Origin of the sequence: Bradyrhizobium sp. C9 (genome assembly GCF_002532045.1) — a bacterium.
Taxonomy (GTDB): domain Bacteria; phylum Pseudomonadota; class Alphaproteobacteria; order Rhizobiales; family Xanthobacteraceae; genus Bradyrhizobium.
Genome location: NZ_NWTG01000016.1, coordinates 155,741 through 174,509 on the forward strand (window position 1 = coordinate 155,741; position 18,769 = coordinate 174,509).

Consider the following 18,769-nt stretch of genomic DNA (forward strand, 5'->3'; position numbering starts at 1 on the left):
CCGCCTGTGTGTTAGCGATGGAAGAATTCGGCGATCAATGTCGCACCGAGGAACGTGCCCGCGGCGGCCGTGAGCGAGACCACCACGATACGCCAGCTCAGCTTCCTGAAGATCGGAAGATCCTTGGCAACCGAGAAGCCGGCGAGCGTCAGCACGGGGGTCGTGAAAGCCAGGAAGTTCAGCTTGTCGACCGAGCCGATCATTGCATTGGAAAACGGCAGCAGGCCGGGAATGCCGAGCACGGTGGTGACCGCGACCAGGATGAGGATGTGCGGCACTTTCGGCAGCAGACGGGCAAGGACGTCGACCAGCAGCACGACCGCGAGCACGACGAGGAGACCTGCCCCGGATTCCAGTAGCGGAACCTTGTAGGTGAGCGAATTGCCGATCAGGACGCCGCCTGCAACGGTGATCCAGGCGAGCAGCGAGTCGGAGAAACCGAACGTTGCGTGCTTTGTCTCGCCGGCGCTGGCGATCGAGGGCCCGAGGCTTCCCGACGAGAAGTTCGAAAACCGGCCGAGCACGGGCTCCAGCCTGTCATAGAGCCAGGAGCACACCGGCAGCGAGAAGAACAGGGCGAAATAGAAGCCGAGGACGGCGGTCATCAGGTTCGCCGCCGAGGCGATCGCGATCAGCTCCTTCGCCATCTCGGGCGGATTGTGGCCGTTGATGGTGCCGATCGCGGCTGCCATCATGCTGCCCGAGCCGACGCCCGCACCCATCGCAAGCGACCGCGGATCGAAGATGTGCAGGCTGGCGACAAATCCGGCCAATAGCGCGATGAACAGCGCGCCGAGCACGGTGCCGGTGATGTACTCGGCCAGTACGCCGCGCCCTTCGGCGGAGTTCATGCCGTATTTCTCGCCGATGATCACCATGTTGCCTTCACGGCCGATCGAGAAAGTCGCGCCGACCGCTTCGCGCTTGACGCCGAGCAGGAGCGCAATCGGCAGGCCGAGGACCAGCGTGCCGAAGGTGTGCCCGAGTTCCTGGAAGATCAACGCCCAACCGGCCTTCTGCACCTCCGGCAGCGCGCCGCCGACCGTGAAAGCCATCTTGATCACGAAGAGCAGCAGACCTGCGTTGAGCAATTGTCCCGCGTAGGTCTGCAGGCCGGGCCCGATCCGGACGGCGGCAGGCAGAAAACGCGCCGCGAGGCCCCATGCGGCCGCGATCAACAGCGCCCACACCATCGGTTGAAGCAGCACCTTGCCCGGTCCGATCTGGAACTGGACGATCCCGACAGTCTCGGCGACGGCAACGATGATCAGGACGGCGACGAACAGCGTGAGCTTGCCGTGAGCCGCGGGATCGACCGCCTGGGCGGGAAGGTCTGCGGAAGGAGAAGAGGTCGACGTCATAGTGCTGGACACCTCCAGAAGATGATTGCGAGGCAATGCGGTGAACGGTGAACCAACTTGCCTGCGCAGCATCGACGAGAAGGCGCCTTGCATCAATGATCGTGACATCCCGTTTTTGTTGCATTTTTTGCAACGCTGGCCGAACGAAGATCCGGCCGGGCGAAAGCCGACATGACCGCGACCGTTGCCGTCATGGATGTGGGCGGCGCGAGGATGACGAAGCCGTTCCTCGGGTAGTTCCCTGTGCTAGTCGATCGCTCCGGACGATCCGCCCGTTTCGAGCTTCTGCACGTCCGCCACGTTGACGCCAAGCACGACGATGTCGTGCGTCTTGCCCTCGAGGTCCTTCACCTGATCGCGCAGCAGCGCCTCGGCACGGAAGCCGAGCGCTTCGAAAATCGCGATCGCGCGGGTCTGGTCGGACGTCATCTGCACGGTTAGGCGTTCCAGGCCCATCGACAGCGCGAGGTCAAACGCCTCGTTGGAAAGAGCCCGTCCGATGCCGGTGCCGCGCACAGGCGAGGAGATCACGGTCCTGATCTCGCCGACATGGGCCGACCACGACATGGGGTCCCGCACGATCGTGCCGCACCCCACCACGATGTCATCCTTGACCACCAGCAGGCTGACGATCGAGCCGCGCTCGATCTCCTTGATCCATGCCGAGAGCACCTTCGGCTCGCGGATATTCCGTGGCAGGAACAACATGTCGTGCACGGCAAGCGCGTTGGCAAATTTCAGGACGGCGGCCTCGTCGGCAGGCCCCATCAACCGAAACTCGACGTCCCCGCTCTCGAAGTTGACGCGACGCGGATAGGATCGCATCTTGGTATTCCTCATGCAGATCGCTCGCTCAATCCGAATAACCAGACTTCGCCGCAACCACCCGGCGGGGATCGCAGCGCTTTTCCCGCCTGTCCTGCACGCAGGAGCCGGATCAGGCAAGCCGAGCGTACCAATGTCCTAATATAACTCCCGAAACGGCCCGTTTGCACCTTTCCGTCTCGATTTGAGCACATGAACCTGGCGACAACGACCATGAGCGCTTCCAACGACAACCTCGAACGACCGCTGCACGAAATGCTGCGGAGGCACGCCCGTGAGCGGCCGGAGAAACCGGCCTGCATCTGGTATGGCCGCGCCATCACGTTCCTCGAGCTCGACCGCGCGAGTGATGCATTCGCGGCGCGCCTGCAACAGCTCGGCGTCGCCAAAGGCGAGCCGGTCGCACTGTTCATGAACAATTGTCCGCAATACCTGATGGCGCAATTCGGCATCCAGAAGATCGGCGCCATTGCCTCGCCCTGCGGGGCGCTGAACAAGGAGCACGAGCTCGCCTACCAGCTCGACGATCTCGGCGCGCGCGTGATCGTTGCGGCCGAACCGCTATTGCCGATCGTAGGTCAGGTCCGCGACAAGACAAAGCTCGAGCATGTTTTCGTGGTCCGCTACCCGGACCTGCTGCCCGAGCGGCCGCCGATCGGCGTCCCGGATGAACTGCTCGCATCCGGCTCCGAGCCGGCCGATGCGGCCGGCGAAGTTGAGGACTTCCTCTCCGTCGCGGCGAGCGGCGCGTCGCCCCGCGATGTCGCGATCGACATGAACGATACCGCGCTGATGATCTACACGTCAGGCAGCACCGGCCGGCCCAAAGGGGCGATGCTGTCCTATCGAAACGTCATCTTCAAGACGGCCGCGACTGTGAACTGCAACGGGATCGGCGCCGATGATGTCCTGCTCTCGATCGCGCCGCTTTATCATATCGCCGGCATGGTGATGGGCGTGAATGCACCGGTCTATGCCGGCGCGACGTCCGTGCTGCTGTACCGGTTCGATCCACTGGTGACCGCACAGGCGATCGACCGCTATCAGGTGAGCTGGTGGTACAGCGTGGCGCCGATGAACGTCGCGATCACGCAGCTCCCGAACATTTCCGACTTCGGGCTGAGGAGCCTCCGCGTCAATCCCGTGACCAGTTTCGGCATCGACTGGACCGAGGCGCTTGCCAGGCAATGGCAGGCCGTCGCGCCGAACTGCGAGAGCTTCGAAGCGGCGTATGGGCTGACCGAGACCCACACGGTCGACACCTTCATGCCGCGCAACGCAATACGTTGGGGTACCCATGGCAGGCCGGTGCCCGGCAACGAGATCCGGATCGTCGATCCCGACTCCGGCGCAGACAAGCCAGCGGGCGTCCCGGGCGAAATCGTGATCCGCGGCCCGGGCGTCTTCAAGGGCTACCGCAATCGTCCCGATGCAACCGCGGAGGCGCTGCGCAACGGCTGGCTGCACACCGGCGACATGGGTCGCATCGATGCCGAGGGCTATCTGACCTTCATGGGACGGTTCAAGGAGATGATCAAGGTTTCCGGCTACAGCGTCTTCCCGGAAGAGGTCGAATCGATTTTGAACAAGCACCCCGATGTTGCGGCGTCGGCCGTGATCGGCGCGCCCGACGCTACCAAGGGTGAGGTGGTCAAGGCCTTCGTCGTCCTGGTCCCGCGTGCCGAACTGGACACCGCGCAGCTCGTGGCATGGGCGCGCCAGAACATGGCGCCTTACAAGGTACCGCGCGATGTCAGCTTTGTTACCGAATTGCCGCGCTCTCCGGCCGGCAAGCTGTTGCGGCGGCTGCTCAAGGACTGACGCTGCAGCGAACTTGCCCCGACCGGCCGACGGTACCAGCCAGAGATCCCGATCGGTCATGTCCCAAAATCACTCCCAATATGGTCCGACAGCACCTTTTCGGGAATCCATGTCCGTGTTGGACATCTCATTTTGGCCCTGGCGATTCACCGATAAAGCGCAAAATTGCAGCCTGCGACATGTTCAGACACGACGACGAATGCTCGAGCATCAAGTACCAGCGACGTATGAAACGGATGATCGAAGCACTCAGCGGAGAACTGACGCTGCAAGGCATTATCGGTCAGGGGACCACCACGGATCTGCGGGTGGACATCGTCAGCCTGGCCGAAACCGCACTCATGGCGTGCGACTTCGATAAGGTCGCGGACTGATGCGGCCCACCAGAGCCGAATCAGAAACCTTCGTTCGCTAATGAACGAGTTGGCCACCATGAGCTGACACACAGACCAAGCGCGGGCGTGGGGCGGTGGAGAGAGTGGAATGCGAACCCACGATCAAGCAAAGCGCTGAACTCGAGCACCAAATCAGCCGCTGCCTTCTACGTAGAAAGCTGGGCGAACCACGGCAGTTTCGCTCCAGAAACCATCCCATTAAGGGCGGCAAACGCGCGCGAATGCCCCAAAAAGGTTCAGAAGAATCAATGCGGTTTGGTTGCAGGTTCGAGTCCTGCCGGGCCCACCATTCGATCAAGGCCTTGTCCGGACACCTTGAAAACGGCTCGATCTCCACTTCAGGAACGACTCGATTTTCCAACAGAACCGAGGGCCATTTTGTGTGCGGACGACCCCAGCGGGCATCGGCGGCGCTGAAAGAGACCTTCAGAATTTGCTGCGGGCCGCCGTGATACCGGTGTCGAATGAAGCGGCGCCAGCGCCCGCCATGATAAGGGGCACAAGGTGCTGCGCGGCCAAGCCAGAGCCTGCATCGTCAACGATCTCGGAGGCGCGGTCGCCACGGACAGCAGGCGGATCGTCGGCCTGCCCTTGCCCACGAAGACGATCCAGGCTTACGAGCGAGCTATGAATGTCATGAGGAGCGAGCTATGAGTGCCATCACCAGATCGGGGGTGGATGTCGTGATCGAGGCGACCTGCGTACGGCTCAATGCCAAAGCCGCCGATGCGGCGGCGATCGCGCCGTCCATCGAGAGACGTTCGCTCACGCGGGCGCCGCACGAAGTCGTGGTTGCGATCGAAGCTGCGGGCGTCAACCCGTCGGACGTCAAGGCCGCCACGGGACTGATGCCCTATGCGGTGTTCCCGAGAACCCCGGGCCGTGATTTCTCCGGGCGGGTGGTCGAAGGGCCGGACGCATTGATCGGAAAGGCCGTGTTCGGCTCGTCGGGCGACCTCGGAATCCGCCGCGACGGTACGCACGCCAGCCATGTCGTCGTCGAAGCCGCAGCCGTGGTCGAAAAGCCGGACGGAATTTCGATGGATGAGGCTGCAGGGATCGGCGTACCGTTCGTGACGGCCATCGAAGGCTTTCGCCGGGCCGGCGCGCCGAAACCCGGTGAACATGTCCTCATCATGGGCGTCAACGGCAAGGTCGGGCAGGCTGCGGTCCAGCTTGCGACCTGGCAAGGCGCCAGGGTGATCGGCGTGGTGCGCAAGGATGAACCTTACGAAGGCCACGCCAACGCCCCGATCGAGATCATCAATTCCTCGACCGCCGACGTCGCCGAACGTGTGCGCGAACTAACCGACGGCCACGGTGCCGATATCGTCTTCAACACGGTCGGCGATCCCTATTTCGACGATGCGCATCATTCGCTTGCCAAGGCCGGGCGGCAGATCCTGATTGCCACGATCAACCAGACCGTCAAATTCAACATCCTGGAATTCTATCGCGGACGGCACACTTATCTCGGCGTCGACACCCTTGCGTTCTCCACGATCGAAAGCGCAGAGCTGCTACGCAGCGCGCTGCCAGGGTTCGCCGGCGGCTTCCTGCGCCCCTATCCGATCATCCCGTCCTCGATCTACCCGCTTGCTGAGACGAAGGCGGCCTACGCCGCCGTGATCGGATCATCGCGCAACCGCGTCGTGCTGCGGCCAGGAGCCTGATCATGAAGGTCGTTCGCTTCGGCGAGGCGCCCGCCTACACGGCGCTCGGGCACCACGACATGACGGCGGTGCGTCTGAAAGGGCGCGAGGTGGCCCCTCGTCCGACCTCTGGATCGGCGTTTCGGTGATCGCACCGGCGGCGCAAAGCTCCCGATGGCACACCTTGTGCGACTGCAGGAACCGACAGTCGCGCATCCGGCGCCCTCAGCCGTGATAGGTGAAAAGCTCGACAGGGTCGCTAAACCCGCGCACCGGATATTCCCCGACACGTTCAAGACCGAAATTACTTTCAACGAGGTCGACGAACGACCGAGACAGCAGCACCGTTCTCCCCAGTTGCTTGGTGAGTGCTTCGAGGCGAGCCGCCATGTTCACGGCAGGGCCGATGACGGTGAAGTCGAGCCGGGTGCGCGATCCAATGTTGCCGAACATGACGTCTCCGACGTGCACGCCGATGCCGTAGTTGAGCGGCATACGCCCGGTCTCCTTGTGCTTTTCGTTCAAGGCGGCCATCGCCTGGCGCGCTTCAGACAGGGCGTGCAGCAGATTTTCGCAGGCCCGTGGCGCGCTGAGCGGAAAGATGGCGAGCAAGCCGTCGCCCATGAATTTCAGGATTTCGCCTCCATGCCGCGCGATTGGCTCCGACATCGCATCGAAGTAGTCGTTCAGAATATCAATGACATCATCGCGCGGCCAATTGTCGGAGATCTTGGTAAAATCACGCAAATCACAGATCATGACGGCGGCGTGGACGGTCGTCCCGCTACCGCGCCTCGTGGCCCCCGCCAGGATCAGCTCACCGGCATGCGTGCCGACATAGGTCTCGAGCAATGTTCTCGCCAGCCTGTTCTTGATGCGGATTTCGCTGACGAGAGCCAAGATTGGCAACAGTGCTGACAGGCTTGCGATATCGGCCGGGTCGAAGCCACCGGGACGGTCGGTCGCAAAGGCCGCGACGTGCCGCTTGCCGAGCGTGTGGAACATCGGCCACGCCACGTAGTCGGTCAGGCCCTCCGACCGCCACCCGTCATAGATTGGATGCTTGCGGCCTCGCGAAGGATCGCCCTCAAGGTGCTCTCGCACCTCGGCGGCACCGTTATGAATTTCCTGCACTGGGCTGCCGATGTATTCGGGCCGCTCCCCGACATCGTAGTCGATCCGAGTAATTGTTGCCTCGCGCATCCCGTCGGCCCAGAAAATCCGGGCGCCGCGCCATTGGGGGTGCTGCATCAAGACGTGGAGTGCCGCACGTTTGACAGGAATTCCTGCGCGCCGCAGTCGGACACACAGCTCAGCGAAGATATTGTCGATGAAGCGCTGATCGTGCGTTTCGCTCGTCAGCCAATGGATCACGTCGCGGTGCGCGGCGCCTGGATCTCCGTTCCGCGGCGCGCTCATATCTCGCTCCTCGGCAATATCAAGATTGACAGCATGGGATAGCCTTGGCTGCTGCCAGCACCATGGCGTCCGCCAGCGCCTCCGCCACGCGTACCGTGCACCAGTCGCTCTGGTGCAGCCGATCTGGGTCTGATGGGTCGACCATCCGGTCGAAGGAGATCTTCTCGGTCTCATGCCATTGACGCATGAGATCAAAGCGCTTGAAGAGATTTACGGGAACGCTCGCGCCGAACGCCGCCTCTTCGATAAGCCGTACCATTTCGCGCGCCCCCTCGATCTTGTCGTCCGTGAGCACGGCGGGCAGATACTGAAGGTCCATGAGCACGATATCGGAGAAGCTTTCAGCCAGGCGCGCGACGCCATCGCGGATAGCCTTGGCCGTCGCATTCAGGTCCTGCTTCTTCCACGCCGCATTGGTGCCGACCTGCCAGATCACGACCGATGGCCGTTCTGCAATGACGTCCCTGTCGATGCGGCGCAGTTCGTCGGGCGCTTCTTCTCCACCGACGCCGCGGTTAAGCACATCGAAATGGCGACCGGGGTGACGGGCCCGCAAAGCCGTCTCAAGTCGCTGCGTATATGGGACGATGCCGCCCTCCCCGGCAGTGGTCGAAGATCCGATCGCCGCAATCTTGATGCCACCCACGCCCGCCAGGCGGCCAGCTAACCGATCCATGGGATACGCAAAGGAAGCAGGCTGAGCCGGAATCATTTCACGCTTGCCTCGATCGGATATGAGTAGCCATGTGCCTTCGGTAACGCCTCGCGCCTACCGCACTGGACCCGACCGATACCGACGGGTCAAGGCTTGCGTATTCGAAGGAAGCGCAGCCCCGCAGCCGAAAGGCATAACACAGAGCGGGAAACTCCAGAAGCACCCCGCCGGCGGCTCGTTCTGTGGGACGTCACGAACTGGGTCGGCCGTGGTCAGCAGGACCATCCTGCCTCGTCAGCGGCAAAGCTGTCTTGATAACGGTGCGCGCCCGAGACCGCGCTACGCGGTGAAGGGGCCGGACCGCTGCTATGCGCAACTCGCTGCGGCCAACTCACTCCCAGGCCGCCCGGAAAATGGCGCGGTAGCCGTCGGCATCCACAGGAAGCGGATTGGTGGCGGTGGAATGATCCTTCGCCGCCTTCTCCGCCATGTCGTCCAGTACCGAGGTGGGCACACCCATGGCGCACAGGCCGCGCGGCAGATTGAGCTCGGCATTGAGCGTAGCGAAGAACGCGGCGATGTCGGCATCTTCGGTCAGACCGAGCGCCAGCCTCAGCCGCGGTAGCTTGGCCGCGATCGCCGGGCGATTGTAGCGCATCACGGCAGGCATCAGCACGGCGTTCAGTGTGCCGTGATGCAGGCTCGGCGACGCGAGGCTGCCAAGCGCGTGCGACAACCCGTGCACCGCGCCGAGGCCTTTCTGGAAGCACAGGCCGCCCTGCAGCGCGCCCATCATCACTTCGGCGCGGGCATCGCGGTCATCGCCTGCCGTCACGGCCTGCTTGAGATGGCCGACGATGCGCGCCGCGCCGTCGAGGGCGATCGCATCCGCCGGTGGATTGAAACGCGGCGACAGATAGGTCTCAACGCAGTGCGACAGTGCGTCCATGCCGGTCGCGGCCGTCAGTGCAGGCGGCAGGCCGAGCGTCAGCAACGGATCGCAGATCGCCCGCGCCGGGATGAGATGCGGACTGATCAGGCCGACCTTACGGCCATCCTCGAGCGTGATGAGGGCCGCGCGGCCGACCTCGCTTCCGGTGCCGGCCGTGGTCGGAATCGCGATCACCGGCGCAACGGCGGCGGTGATCCGCGCGACACCGCCATCGATCGCGGCATATTGCGCCAGCGGGCCTTCATGGGTGGCGAGCAGCGCCACCGCCTTGGCGAGATCGATCGGCGAGCCGCCGCCGAGCGCGACGAGGCCGTCGCATCCGGCCTCGCGATAGCGTGCGAGCGCCTGCAGCGTCGCACGCTCGGTCGGGTTCGGCGGCGTCGCGTCGAACACGACAGGCACAGTGCCGAGCGGGGCGGTCACGCGCTCCGCCAGGCCGGCCGCGACAATGCCGCGGTCGGTGACGAGCATCGGCCGACGGATACCGAGCGCTGCGATCTCATCGCCGAGCGCGTCCGCCTCGCCGAAACCGAAGCGAATGGTGGTGAGATAGGTGATCAGCGCCATGGCCTGCCGTCCCATTGGGTCGATCGATCAGAGATCGGTGCGTTCTTCGGCGATGTCGCGACGCTGCTCCATGTTGAAGCGCCCCGCATAGATCGGCCGCCCGCCGGTGCTTGGACCGGGATATTGCACGATCAGGATATCGCCGCCGGTCGCGGTCTCGAACTTGCCTTCGAAATGCGGGTCCGGATGAAAGATCATCGTGCCCGCCGTGTACACATTGTCGTCGATCCTGAATTCGCCGCTCAGGATGTACCAGACCTGTGCGAACTCGTGATTGTGGATCGGATGATGCGCGCCTGGCTCGAGCCGCAGGATGCCCGCGTTCGGCTCGGTCGGCCGCTCCGGCCGCGGGTGGAACAGCATCTTGCCGGTCTCGCCCGGCCAACGGATGGTCTCCCACTCGACATCGTCGATGTGCTTCGCCTCATACGGCAGGTGCCTGCCGGTCGCGGTTGCGGTCTGCATGGATCAGTCTCCTTGGGGCTTGCTCTTGGGTGATCGAGGCGGGACGGCGGCGCTCGGCACGCGCCACCAGTCGAAATGCTCGGCCTTCTGCGGCGACTTCGCGACCACCATCAGGATGCGCGCTTCGTCCTCGCTGATGTTGTCGGCGCGGTGCGGCAGCTCGGAATTGAGGAAAATGCCTTCACCGGGCGAAAGATCGAACACCTCGGCGCCGACGTGGAAGCGGATGCGACCGCTGATCACGTAGCAGTATTCCTGTCCCGGATGAGAAACCATGAGGTCCATCCGGTTCTTGCGCGGGAACGAGAGGTGAAACACCTCCAGGTCATCGTTCGGCATGCCGCCTGCGAACAATCGCCAGCGATAGCCGGTGCTCGGGATGCTCTGGTCTTCGCCCTCGTCGCCATGGCGATGCAGCGTAACGTGGCTGCGCGACTGGTCCTGCGGCGCGGCGAACAACTCGCTGACGCCGATGTCGAGCGCCTGTGCGATCTGGATCAGGTTGGCAACGGAGCTCGACACCTGCCCGCGCTCGAGACGCGACACGAAGGCGTCGGACAGCCCAGTGCTGTCGGCCAGATCCTTCAGCTTCATGCCACGCTCCTCCCGCAGCGAGCGAATGCGTGCTCCAAGCCTCGCCAGCGTCTCGTCCTGCGTCTTCATTGCTCCGAACCTCTTCTGAATTTGCTTCCTTGTCAACAAAAATTGCCTTACAAGCAATTTTCGTTGCGTCCGATGTTGAAACTGCAGACAATTCTGCTCGTTCTGCACATCGATGCGCCAGCAAGTTGCGTATCACGCAACAAAGCCGAACGGCAAACTAGACGCCCCCGGAGGAGCACCCGACCATGACAACCACTCTCAGGACCCTATGCGCGGCAATGACCGCGACGCTGCTGCATCTTCACGTCGCGCACGCCGCGATGTCCGACAATGTGATCCGCATCGGCGTCCTCAACGACCGCTCCGGCGCCTATGCCGACCTCGGCGGCGAAGGCTCGGTCGTCGCAGCGAGGATGGCGGCGGAGGAATTCGGCAACAGCATCGGCGGCGTGCCGGTCGAGATCGTCTCGGCCGACCACCAGAACAAGCCGGACATCGGACTTGGCATCGTGCGGCGCTGGTTCGACACGGAGAAAGTCGATGCCGTTGCCGACATTTCCAATTCCGGCGTCGGCTTCGCGGTGACCGCTCTCGCCAAGGAACGCAACAAGATCGTGCTGAATGCGTCGGCCTCGTCGGACTTCACCGGCAAGGCCTGCACCCGGACCTCGTTCCAGTGGGTCTACACGAGCTATACCAACGGTTACGGCCTCGCGCGGGCGCTCACCGCGCAGAAGCTCGACAGCTGGTTCCTGATCACGGTGGACTATTCGTTCGGCCACGCCTTCGCCGCCGACATGCGCCGCGCGGTCGAGAACGGCGGCGGCAAGGTGATCGGCGAGGTGCGCCACCCGCTCAACACCGCCGACTTCAGTTCGGTGCTGCTGCAGGCGCAGGCGTCCGGCGCCAAGGTGATCGCGCTGGCCAACGCCGGCGCCGACATGACCAACTCGGTGAAGCAGGCCGCCGAGTTCGGCATCACACGAGGCCAGGCATTGGTGGCACCGACCGTGTTCCTCACCGACGTCGACGCGATGGGCCTTGCGGCCGCACAGAACCTGCAGTTCGTCACCGCATATTACTGGGATCGCGATGCCGAGTCGCGCGCCTGGGCCAACAAGTTCTTTGAGAAGGTTGGACGGATGCCGACCATGACCCAGGCCGGCGTCTATTCAGCCGTGCGTCACTATTTGCGTGCGGTGCAGGCCGCAAATTCCGACGATGGCCTCGCTGTCGCGGCCAAGATTCGCGAATTGCCGGTTGCCGACGCGTTCGCTCGCGGCGCGGTGCGCGCCGATGGCCAGTTCGTGCACGACATGTACCTGGCGCGCGTCAAGACACCGGCGGCCTCGAGCCGGCGATGGGACTACTACGACATCGTCGCGACGATACCCGCCGAGCAGGCCTTCCGCCCGCTCGGCGAGGGCGGCTGCGAGTTGGTCTCGCAGTAACGACGCAGGCGGACGGTGGCCGATACCATCGTCCGCCATCGAAGCCTGAATTCGATAGCCCGCCGTCCAGCGCCCCGCTGCCGAAGTCAGTTGCGCGCGCCGCGCTGAAGAAATTGAGCGATCGGCGTCAAAGCATCGATCGAAGGCAAACCTGTGCCCGCCTCGCTGCATGACGTCCAGGGATAGGGGATGGCCGAAAGCCACTGCAGGACAGGCGTCTGATAGCTCGCCGGCAGCACGCACATGAACTCAATCTTGATGAGCAGCCGCTTGACGCGACCGTCTCCGGCGGCATCAAAATCCCAAATGTACTCACCGCATCCGACGCGTACGTCGCCCTCGGACTTGTTTGACATCCCCACCAGCCAGTCGCATTGAAACCGTGGAAGGCGATTGGACTCCGGGCGCGACAGGCAGAAGGTGCGCACATTCTCATACTGCAATCCAAAGTTCCGTACGAGAACATCGGTTACGCTCTCCAATCCGTGAGCGGAGCTTGGAAACGAGATTGCGTCGGTCAGGAGCTGCATCTGAAGCTCACACTCCTGCACGAATGCACGCTTCATGAGCTCAGGCCGGTTTCGGTCCTTTGCCTCGATATACGTGCTGATCGCCTCGGCCGCCGTGATCGATTGTGATTGACTCAAGCATTCTCTCCAGAGTTGCGCGACCAGACACCAGGTGACGGCGGTGACGATAACGCCGCAGGAAACAACAAGGCAGGCGCCGCCAAGCCAAGCCTCACAATATAGCGCAAGCCTGATTCCTTCACCCTCACGCCGCTGTGAAAGACGATCGCGATCAGGCGGCGGGAAACGCCGAGCACTGATCTGCCTGAATGGCAACGCCGACAGGTGCTCCCATTGGCCAACGCAGGACGGCCTGCTCGCCTGGGGATCGCACCAGCAACCGCTCCCCGGCACCTCCAGAGCACTCGATCTGAAGATCGACGTGGCCACCCTGGTAAATCTGGGCCACAACGCTGCCCTTGATAGTGCATGGCTCCTCGGGCGCCACAACATCGAACTGCTCGGGGCGGACGAACAGGTCAACCGCCGCCGACTTCTCGAGCCCGGACAGGCTCTCGCCCGGCACCCTCACCAGGGCATCGCCAAGCGCGACGATGGCTTGCTTGGCCTGCATGCTCACGAACTGGCCGCGCAGCCTGTTGTTGTCGCCGACAAAGCTGGCCACGAACGGATCCGCTGGGCTGCGATACACGTCGACAGGGCTACCGAGTTGCCTGATACGGCCCTCGGACATCACAGCCACGCGATCGGACATGCTCAAGGCTTCGCCTTGGTCGTGCGTCACGAAGATCGTGGTCAGACCCAGCCTGCGCTGAATTTCCCGCAGCTCCACCTGCATCGAGGTCCGCAGGCTCTTGTCGAGCGCCGAGAAGGGCTCGTCGAGCAGCAGCACGGTCGGGTTGATGACGAGTGCGCGCGCCAGCGCAACGCGCTGCTGCTGGCCACCGGATAATTGCCGGGGCTTGCGGTTCTCCATGCCCTTCAGCTTGACCAGCGCCAGCGCATCGGCGACGCGCTTGTCCCTGTCTGCCTTGGGGACGCGCCGCGTCTTCAGGCCGTAGGCGACATTATCCGCCACGCTCATATGCGGAAACAGCGCGTAGTTCTGAAACATCATGCCGATGCCGCGCCGGTAGGTCGGAATGTCATTCACGCGCTTGCCTTCGATCGAAATCGAACCGCCGTCCGGCCCCAGAAAGCCCGCAGCCAGCTTGAGCAGCGTGGTCTTGCCGCAACCTGACGGACCAAGCAGTGTCACGAACTCGCTACGGCCAACACCGAGCGTAACGGCGTTCAGGGCCGCGACATCATCAAATCGCTTGGTCACGGTGTCGAAATAGACCGCCGTGTGTTCACCTTCAGCACTCGCAGACGGCTTCAAGATCCGTGCTCCCTAGTGAGACTGCTCGATATTGAGAACCTTGCCGAGCCCGAGGAACGCATTGGCAAAGGCGATCAGGGCCGCAGTGCCGACGATATACATGACCGACAATGCCGCCATCGACGGATCGGCGAACTCGCGTACGTAATTGTACATCGCGACCGGAAGCGTTTGGGTTCGCTGCGAGGTCACGAACAGCGAGGCCGTGAACTCGTTGAACGAAAGGATCGCCGCGAACAGCCAGCCGCTGACGAGCCCAGGCAGCAGCAGCGGCAGGGTGACGGTGGTCAGGACACGAAGCGGTCCGGCGCCGAGGCTCGCGGCAGCGTGTTCGTAGCTCTGATCGAGATTCCTCAGCGACACGTAAACGCTGCGCAGCACGAACGGCAGCACCAGGATGACGTGGCAGATCACGACGACCGCAAAACCGCGGCTCAGGCCGACTTGGGCCGCGAGGATGAGAAAGCCGAGCCCTACCGTGAAGTGCGGAATCACCAAGGGCGAGATGAGGATCCCCTCAATGGCGGACTTGAGCGGAAACTTGTAGCGGTCGATGACAAACGCGAACATGCCGCCAACGCACAGCGCGATCGTCGAACTCCAGGCCGTGACGATCAAGCCGTTGAAGAACCCTTGCCGAAAGTCTTCATAGGCGAGGGCCCGACCGAACCATCGCCACGACCAGGTCTGCGGCGGGAATGACAGGATCGGCTTGTCGTTGAACGCCGCGATCGTCACGACCGCCGCCGGCAATACAAGAAACGCGACGATGACGAGCACCGCCAGCAATCCGACCCAGCCGAGCACTTTCTGATAGGTCGAGCGCGGGATCATCAATGCACCTCGATCTTCCGAAGCGGGCGGGAGGCAAGCTGAAGAAGGCCCAGCACCAGGGCCGTCAAAGCCAGCCCAGCCACGCACAAGGTCGCGGCGAAGGGAAAGTTGAAGCTCGAAAATCCAAGCTGGTAGACCAGATTGGAGATCATATTGACGCGGCCGCCGCCGATCAGCTGCGGCGTGGCGAATGCCGAGAAGGTCCAGGCGAATGCCGTCGTGGTGCCGGCGACCACGCCGGGTAGCGACAGTGGCAATGTCACGGTCAGGAACACGCGAATGGGGCCGGCTCCCAGGCTTTCGGCCGCTCGGGAATAGTCGCGGTCTATATGGGACAAACCAGCGGCCAGCATGATGACCATGACCGGCAGCGTGACGTGGACGAGGGCAACCACAACGCCGAATGGCGTGAACATCAGCTGGAGCGGCTTGCCGATGAGGCCGAGTGACAACAGCAACGAATTGATGAAGCCGTTGTTGCCCAGGACGATGATCCACGCATAGGTGCGAACGACTTCGCCCAGAAACAGCGGCGTCACGACGATCACGAGGAGGATGGAGCGCAGGATCGGCTGTTCGACGCGCACAAGCGCATAGGCGAGCGGATATCCGACGATCAACGTCACGACCGCGGTCATCGCGCACACGACAACGGTATCGAGAAACACGCGCGCATAGAGCGGTTTGAGAAGGTCGGCGAAATTCGCCAGCGTAAACCCGCCGGGATCGAGCGATCCCGGCACGTAGGCCCTGAGGCTGTATTGCAGAACCGCAACCATCGCCGCGATGAATCCGACGGCGCACAACGTTGCCGGCGCCGTGAAGATGCGCAGGAATGGCTGCTGATTCATGATGCGGGGCCGATCTGGCAACGGATCAATTCATGATGTTTTCGGCGAACCACTTGCGCCATTCCGCCGTCTTGCCGGCGCGCAGCTTGGCGTCGATGTTGATCTGCTGCTTCCATTGCTCCGCCGATGTGAAGACCCCCGGAAGCTTGGCGATTTCAGGATCGATCTTCGCGTTGAGGACTGCCGGGCTCCCCTTCTTCTGCTTCGAAATCTCGGCCTGGATGTCGGGGTCGTAGAGCGTGTTGATGAACTTGTAGGCGAGGTCGACCTTCTTTGACCCCTTCATGATCGCGACGGTGTCGATTCCCAGCACCGCACCCTCCTTTGGCATCGCGAGCGCAATCGGAATGCCCTGCCCGATCATGTAGTAGGCGTTCATCGAAAGGACGATCTGCACCGGCGTCTCGCCGCTCGCGAGCAGTTGCTGACTGTTGGCGTCATTGGTGTAGAACGCCTTGAAGTTCGGCTTGAGCGCCTTGAGCTTCTCCTCGCCTTTTTCCCAATGGGCCGGGTCGGCGCCGGCAAGAATGGCGGAGACCGCAATGATGTGACCGGGATCGAAATCCGGCGCGGCAAGCTTGTCCTTCAGCTCCGGCTTCCAGAGATCATTCCAGCTCTCGAACTTGGTGTCCTTGATCAGATCGGGGCGATAGCCGATCGTGTAGACGTAGGCCCAGGCGCCGAGGTGGTACGGACTGATCCGCGCCTCGTCAGCAAGATTCTTCGCATTGGGGATCTTCGAGGTATCGATCGTCTCGAACAACCCGTCATTGGCATAGAGCCAGCCGACATGCGACGTCGTGAACGTCACGTCGCTTTCGGGATTTCCCTTGGCGAGCTTTTCCTTGTTCAGCCGATCGATGGTGCCGCCGGTGATGAATTCGACCGGGACGCCGGTTTCGGCGGTGAATTTCCTCGCAACCGTCTCGGCCACCAGATCGCGCCAACTGCCACCCCAGATGCTGACAACGAGCTTGTCTTGTGCGTGAGCCGGCAATGCAATCAGAACAGCAATCAACACAGACCAAAGGCGAAGCATAGGTGCAGTCTCCCTCCAGCGACAGAATGCAGCGCCCGGCTCCAGCTGCAATCCTCGGTCATGAAATTAAACTTATCATCTGCTTTATAGTACCTTTTATCAGGCCCCTTATCGGCTCGCAATAGGTTTATCATATCGACAATAGTACCAATTGCGCTTAGCCTGCGCTCAACGTTGGTTTGAAATCACGGAGGCAGTCGATGACGACATCGACGGAAGCGCCAGAGGCCCATCGGCCGTCTGTCGTTCTGGATACGCTCAAGCGTCTTGGTTTCGGCACCGTCGTCTCCGTCCCCGACAGCTGGCTGGGCGAAATCCTCATTCGCATCGACCAGGAGCCGGGCATGACGCTGGTGCGCGCAACCCATGAAGAGGAGGCGCTCGCAATCGCATGTGGAAGCCGGCTCGGCGGCGTGCGCACCGCCCTGCTCGTGCAGAATGCCGGTGTGCTCAGCATGGGTGCGGGCATGGTGTCGCTCGCGCAGCGTTATCAGTTTCCGCTTCTGATGCTGGTGTCCTACCGCGGCACGCCCGATGATCCGGTGTTCTATCATGTGCCGAAGGGCCGAGCGACGGAGCCGGTCTTCCGCGGCATCGGCCTCGCCCATGCCTGCACCGATCGATACCGCCCGATCGGTCCTCAGATCGAACATGCCGCAACCTATGCGGAAGAAGCTTCGTGTCCGTTTGCCTTACTGATGGGCCGGGAGGATATCCAGTGGTGACCAATGCACGACCGACCCGGGCGGATCATTACAGGGCGCTTGCCGGCAGTCTGCCGTCCCGCGCGCTCGTCGTGACGTCGCTCGGCAATGCCTCGTATTTGTGGGCATCGCTGCATCACGCGCCGGAGAACTTCTACTTCGAAGACGCGATGGGACTGACACTCCCCCTGGCGCTGGGCCTGGCCATCGCTCAACCGGATCGTCCGGTCGTTGCGGTCGAGGGCGATGGCGCCCTGCTCATGCATATGGGTGCGCTCGTTACGATTGGCGCGATGAACCCGTCAAATCTCACGATTCTCCTGATCCAGAACGGCGTTCACGCAGCTTCGGGCGGGCAAGCCTTGACCAACGCCACGCTCGATCTGGCGCAGCTGGCGCGCGCCTCGGGAATCAAGCACGCCGAGAATCTGAATGCGCCGAGCGCGCTCGCCACCCGCATCGCCGCGGCCGAAAAACGCGATGGCGTCGGAGTCATGGTTCTGGCGACGGAACCCGACGTCGAAGTCGTGCGGCCGCCGGTCCCGTTCGATCCGGTCGCGACAAAACATCGCTTCATGGCTGCGATTGAGGCACCACGTTACGTCCCGACGCTGTTCGGCGGCGGGATGCTCGAGCGACCCTAGCCGATCGGCATTTCCGTTGCACGGATCCATGGCGGTCCGCTTCGTTCCGAAGCGGGCCGCTTTTTTACGCGCTCCCACATGTCACCAAGGCTATCGGGCGACGCTGCGATCTTAGGCAAGGGACGTCGAAACTTTGAACTTGTCCGTCGTTCGTCACATAGTACGGTGTGTGGGACCATGGACTATTCGCTGGTTCGCTCGCTCTTGATGAGGACGACGACAACGATGCATCGCAACCACGACGCCTTGCGGATCGATGTGGCCGCGTCGATTTCCGTCGGCATGCCCGTTATTCACTTCAATGACGGCGGCTCCGCGGTCCGACCGAATGAGTTAGGTGAGACGGCGGCCGCTGGTCATCCGCAACACCGCGAGCGTCGAATGCCGGTGCCTCAGGCTTTGCTGATGTGGATTTGCTCGTCATCCGGTGAGGCATGGCCTGCCCTCGAGCTCATCTTGGGCCGCACTCTGTCGCCGCGGGACCTGATCGGATCCGGCGCTTCATAGGACATCTGGCTTAGAAACTGGAAGGACCTGGCACGGTTCAGCGCCATCCGCCGCCTGCCTTACATCGCCTTGACGATGTTCTCGGTGACCTTCTTGGCGTCGCCGAGCAGCAT

Annotated in this window: 20 protein-coding genes; 8 read left to right on the plus strand and 12 right to left on the minus strand. The window is 62.7% G+C overall.

What is annotated here, in order from left to right; genetic code table 11:
* Window positions 1–11 precede the first annotated feature (11 nt).
* Window positions 12–1,361 (minus strand): DUF3100 domain-containing protein, encoded by a 1,350-nt coding sequence (locus CO675_RS27260; RefSeq protein ID WP_097674925.1) that lies wholly within the window; start codon window positions 1,359–1,361, stop codon window positions 12–14.
* Between the two features lie 246 nt (window positions 1,362–1,607).
* On the minus strand, window positions 1,608–2,201 hold the full coding sequence (locus tag CO675_RS27265; protein WP_097674926.1) for a GNAT family N-acetyltransferase: 594 nt from the start codon (window positions 2,199–2,201) through the stop codon (window positions 1,608–1,610).
* Between the two features lie 198 nt (window positions 2,202–2,399).
* On the opposite strand from CO675_RS27265, the gene CO675_RS27270 reads away from it, so the two are divergent.
* From CO675_RS27270 to CO675_RS41800, 4 genes are all read left to right on the plus strand, one after another.
* Complete coding sequence (locus CO675_RS27270) at window positions 2,400–4,007, plus strand: AMP-binding protein (RefSeq protein ID WP_097674951.1); 1,608 nt, start codon at window positions 2,400–2,402, stop codon at window positions 4,005–4,007.
* A gap of 179 nt (window positions 4,008–4,186) precedes the next feature.
* Window positions 4,187–4,381 (plus strand): hypothetical protein, encoded by a 195-nt coding sequence (locus CO675_RS27275; RefSeq protein ID WP_097674927.1) that lies wholly within the window; start codon window positions 4,187–4,189, stop codon window positions 4,379–4,381.
* Between the two features lie 671 nt (window positions 4,382–5,052).
* A complete protein-coding gene (locus CO675_RS27280) occupies window positions 5,053–6,075 on the plus strand; it encodes a quinone oxidoreductase family protein (RefSeq protein ID WP_097674928.1) in 1,023 nt (340 codons plus the stop codon).
* Between the two features lie 2 nt (window positions 6,076–6,077).
* Window positions 6,078–6,203, plus strand: coding sequence for a hypothetical protein (locus CO675_RS41800; RefSeq protein ID WP_283808125.1), 126 nt, complete (start codon window positions 6,078–6,080; stop codon window positions 6,201–6,203).
* A gap of 76 nt (window positions 6,204–6,279) precedes the next feature.
* Here CO675_RS41800 and CO675_RS27285 read toward each other — a convergent pair whose 3' ends face one another.
* From CO675_RS27285 to CO675_RS27305, 5 genes are all read right to left on the minus strand, one after another.
* On the minus strand, window positions 6,280–7,473 hold the full coding sequence (locus CO675_RS27285; protein ID WP_097674929.1) for an adenylate/guanylate cyclase domain-containing protein: 1,194 nt from the start codon (window positions 7,471–7,473) through the stop codon (window positions 6,280–6,282).
* 19 nt (window positions 7,474–7,492) lie between these two features.
* On the minus strand, window positions 7,493–8,185 hold the full coding sequence (locus CO675_RS27290; protein WP_097674930.1) for an SGNH/GDSL hydrolase family protein: 693 nt from the start codon (window positions 8,183–8,185) through the stop codon (window positions 7,493–7,495).
* 334 nt (window positions 8,186–8,519) lie between these two features.
* On the minus strand, window positions 8,520–9,647 hold the full coding sequence (gene gbd / locus CO675_RS27295) for a 4-hydroxybutyrate dehydrogenase (protein ID WP_097674952.1): 1,128 nt from the start codon (window positions 9,645–9,647) through the stop codon (window positions 8,520–8,522).
* Window positions 9,648–9,674: 27 nt separating this feature from the next.
* A complete protein-coding gene (locus CO675_RS27300) occupies window positions 9,675–10,112 on the minus strand; it encodes a cupin domain-containing protein (protein ID WP_097674931.1) in 438 nt (145 codons plus the stop codon).
* Window positions 10,113–10,115: 3 nt separating this feature from the next.
* Complete coding sequence (locus tag CO675_RS27305; RefSeq protein ID WP_158231310.1) at window positions 10,116–10,883, minus strand: helix-turn-helix domain-containing protein; 768 nt, start codon at window positions 10,881–10,883, stop codon at window positions 10,116–10,118.
* 77 nt (window positions 10,884–10,960) lie between these two features.
* On the opposite strand from CO675_RS27305, the gene CO675_RS27310 reads away from it, so the two are divergent.
* Window positions 10,961–12,166: an ABC transporter substrate-binding protein gene (locus tag CO675_RS27310; protein WP_097674933.1), complete on the plus strand. Its 1,206-nt coding sequence runs from the start codon at window positions 10,961–10,963 to the stop codon at window positions 12,164–12,166.
* Window positions 12,167–12,252: 86 nt separating this feature from the next.
* On the opposite strand, the gene CO675_RS27315 is transcribed toward CO675_RS27310, so the two are convergent.
* The 5 genes from CO675_RS27315 to CO675_RS27335 all read right to left on the minus strand — a co-directional run bounded on the left by CO675_RS27315 (window position 12,253) and on the right by CO675_RS27335 (window position 16,801).
* Entirely contained in the window at window positions 12,253–12,813 is a 561-nt protein-coding gene (locus CO675_RS27315; RefSeq protein ID WP_097674934.1) for a hypothetical protein, read from the minus strand.
* Between the two features lie 154 nt (window positions 12,814–12,967).
* On the minus strand, window positions 12,968–14,077 hold the full coding sequence (locus CO675_RS27320; RefSeq protein ID WP_198964755.1) for an ABC transporter ATP-binding protein: 1,110 nt from the start codon (window positions 14,075–14,077) through the stop codon (window positions 12,968–12,970).
* A 12-nt stretch (window positions 14,078–14,089) separates the two neighbouring features.
* Complete coding sequence (locus CO675_RS27325; protein WP_097674936.1) at window positions 14,090–14,911, minus strand: ABC transporter permease; 822 nt, start codon at window positions 14,909–14,911, stop codon at window positions 14,090–14,092.
* On the minus strand, window positions 14,911–15,690 hold the full coding sequence (locus CO675_RS27330; RefSeq protein WP_245452934.1) for an ABC transporter permease: 780 nt from the start codon (window positions 15,688–15,690) through the stop codon (window positions 14,911–14,913). The genes CO675_RS27325 and CO675_RS27330 overlap by 1 nt, the downstream gene beginning before the upstream one ends.
* A gap of 97 nt (window positions 15,691–15,787) precedes the next feature.
* Entirely contained in the window at window positions 15,788–16,801 is a 1,014-nt protein-coding gene (locus CO675_RS27335; protein WP_097674938.1) for an ABC transporter substrate-binding protein, read from the minus strand.
* A gap of 200 nt (window positions 16,802–17,001) precedes the next feature.
* On the opposite strand from CO675_RS27335, the gene CO675_RS27340 reads away from it, so the two are divergent.
* The 3 genes from CO675_RS27340 (at window position 17,002) to CO675_RS40150 (ending at window position 18,656) form a co-directional block, all read left to right on the plus strand.
* A complete protein-coding gene (locus CO675_RS27340) occupies window positions 17,002–17,526 on the plus strand; it encodes a thiamine pyrophosphate-binding protein (RefSeq protein WP_097674939.1) in 525 nt (174 codons plus the stop codon).
* Window positions 17,523–18,149: a thiamine pyrophosphate-dependent enzyme gene (locus tag CO675_RS27345; RefSeq protein ID WP_143279138.1), complete on the plus strand. Its 627-nt coding sequence runs from the start codon at window positions 17,523–17,525 to the stop codon at window positions 18,147–18,149. Before CO675_RS27340 ends, CO675_RS27345 begins: the two co-directional genes overlap by 4 nt.
* A gap of 177 nt (window positions 18,150–18,326) precedes the next feature.
* On the plus strand, window positions 18,327–18,656 hold the full coding sequence (locus CO675_RS40150; protein ID WP_143279140.1) for a hypothetical protein: 330 nt from the start codon (window positions 18,327–18,329) through the stop codon (window positions 18,654–18,656).
* The last annotated feature ends 113 nt before the right edge of the window (window positions 18,657–18,769 follow it).

Excerpts from the sequence above, each read along its gene's own strand:
- CO675_RS27260 (WP_097674925.1), bottom strand. The coding sequence starts at position 1,361 with ATGACGTCGACCTCTTCTCCTTCCGCAGACCTTCCCGCCCAGGCGGTC.
- CO675_RS27265 (WP_097674926.1), bottom strand. The coding sequence starts at position 2,201 with ATGAGGAATACCAAGATGCGATCCTATCCGCGTCGCGTCAACTTCGAG.
- CO675_RS27270 (WP_097674951.1), top strand. The coding sequence starts at position 2,400 with ATGAGCGCTTCCAACGACAACCTCGAACGACCGCTGCACGAAATGCTG.
- CO675_RS27275 (WP_097674927.1), top strand. The coding sequence starts at position 4,187 with ATGTTCAGACACGACGACGAATGCTCGAGCATCAAGTACCAGCGACGT.
- CO675_RS27280 (WP_097674928.1), top strand. The coding sequence starts at position 5,053 with ATGAGTGCCATCACCAGATCGGGGGTGGATGTCGTGATCGAGGCGACC.
- CO675_RS41800 (WP_283808125.1), top strand. The coding sequence starts at position 6,078 with ATGAAGGTCGTTCGCTTCGGCGAGGCGCCCGCCTACACGGCGCTCGGG.
- CO675_RS27285 (WP_097674929.1), bottom strand. The coding sequence starts at position 7,473 with ATGAGCGCGCCGCGGAACGGAGATCCAGGCGCCGCGCACCGCGACGTG.
- CO675_RS27290 (WP_097674930.1), bottom strand. The coding sequence starts at position 8,185 with ATGATTCCGGCTCAGCCTGCTTCCTTTGCGTATCCCATGGATCGGTTA.
- gbd (WP_097674952.1), bottom strand. The coding sequence starts at position 9,647 with ATGGCGCTGATCACCTATCTCACCACCATTCGCTTCGGTTTCGGCGAG.
- CO675_RS27300 (WP_097674931.1), bottom strand. The coding sequence starts at position 10,112 with ATGCAGACCGCAACCGCGACCGGCAGGCACCTGCCGTATGAGGCGAAG.
- CO675_RS27310 (WP_097674933.1), top strand. The coding sequence starts at position 10,961 with ATGACAACCACTCTCAGGACCCTATGCGCGGCAATGACCGCGACGCTG.
- CO675_RS27325 (WP_097674936.1), bottom strand. The coding sequence starts at position 14,911 with ATGATCCCGCGCTCGACCTATCAGAAAGTGCTCGGCTGGGTCGGATTG.
- CO675_RS27330 (WP_245452934.1), bottom strand. The coding sequence starts at position 15,690 with ATGGTTGCGGTTCTGCAATACAGCCTCAGGGCCTACGTGCCGGGATCG.
- CO675_RS27335 (WP_097674938.1), bottom strand. The coding sequence starts at position 16,801 with ATGCTTCGCCTTTGGTCTGTGTTGATTGCTGTTCTGATTGCATTGCCG.
- CO675_RS27340 (WP_097674939.1), top strand. The coding sequence starts at position 17,002 with ATGACGACATCGACGGAAGCGCCAGAGGCCCATCGGCCGTCTGTCGTT.
- CO675_RS40150 (WP_143279140.1), top strand. The coding sequence starts at position 18,327 with ATGGACTATTCGCTGGTTCGCTCGCTCTTGATGAGGACGACGACAACG.